The sequence below is a fragment of the Auritidibacter ignavus genome (assembly GCF_003703835.1).
GTDB classification, from domain to species: domain Bacteria; phylum Actinomycetota; class Actinomycetes; order Actinomycetales; family Micrococcaceae; genus Auritidibacter; species Auritidibacter ignavus.
In genome coordinates, this window is sequence record NZ_RDQR01000048.1 from 1 (window position 1) to 1,276 (window position 1,276).

General features: G+C 61.3%; 1 protein-coding gene. It reads right to left on the reverse strand.

Translation table 11 applies throughout. The annotated features are described in order from the left end of the window. Positions 1-1,211, reverse strand: a 1,211-nt coding sequence (locus DYI20_RS12105; protein WP_122549589.1) for an ISL3 family transposase, incomplete at its 3' end; no start/stop codon positions are given. Between the last annotated feature and the right edge of the window lie 65 nt (positions 1,212-1,276).

Sequence of the window (1,276 nt, forward strand, 5' to 3'; positions counted from 1 at the left end):
CGTAGGTGTTCGAGCCTGCCATTGATCGCTTCGGTAGGCCCGTTCGACGTTCCCGGTCGGGTGAAGAACGCCAGGATATCAGCAGCTCGACGCTTCAGAGTCCGTCCTAACCGCTTGAGTTCGGCCAGTCCTGTCGGCAGATTCGTCGTCAGATCGTCGATGACTGTTTGTAAGAGCTTCTTGCCCTCGTTGCCGTCGTTGGTTCGGTAAGCGCGCACAATGTCTTGATAGACGGCCCAGGTGACTTCGACGGCGGTGAAGTTGGCGTCGGCGAAGAGGTCTACGATCCGCTCCTGCTGTTTGGCCGTAAGCAGATCAGCACCGGTGTGCAGAGTCCTGCGCGCTCGATACAACGGGTCTGTTGCTCGTCCGCGATGCCCGGTGGTTTCCTGCTGAATGCGGCGGCGTACCTCGTCGAGGGCATCACCGGCGAGTTTGACGACGTGGAACGGGTCCATGACTTCGACAGCCTCGGGCAGTTCCTCAACGGAGGCTGTTTTGAAGCCGGAGAATCCGTCCATCGCGACGACGTCGATGCCATCACGCCAGTCTTTCGGTCGGGCTTTCAACCATTGCTTGAACACCTGTTTCGATCGTCCGGGCACCATGTCGAGCAGGCGTGCCGGGCCTGCTTTCTGGCTGATGGGAGTAAGGTCGATGATGACGGTGACGTACTTGTCACCGCGCCTGGTGTGCCGCCAGACGTGTTCGTCGACACCAATGACGCTGACCCCGTCGAACCGGGCCGGGTCGTCGATCAGCAGTCGATGTCCCTGCGCGAGGATCGCGGAGTTCGCGGTGTGCCAGGACACGGCGAGTTTGCCTGCGATCACGGACACGGTGTCGTGGTCGATGACGAGGGCACGCAGCGCCCAGTCGAGGCCGGTTCGCGAGATCTTCGCTCGTGGTGGCGCCGCAGCAGTGGTGTTCTGACGCCATACGCGGCCGCATTCGACGCATTTGTACCGGCGGAGGCGAATGTGAAGCGTGGTGGGCCGGTGGCCGAAGGGTTCGTGGGCGAGGCGGCGGACGACGGTGTCGCGGACGATCCCGTGCCCGCCACACCGTCGGCACCAGTCATCGGCAGTGTTGGGCTGGCATTCCAGAATGGCTTTGTGCCCGGTGATGTGCTGGCCAATGCACGTGAGGTCAAGGGAGTCGAGCCGGCAGAACGTCGTGAGATCAGGAGATGATAAAGTAAGCTTGGACACGTCGAGGTCTTTCGGATGGACTGTGTAAGAACTTCCATCATCGGAAGACCTCGACGTCTATCCGG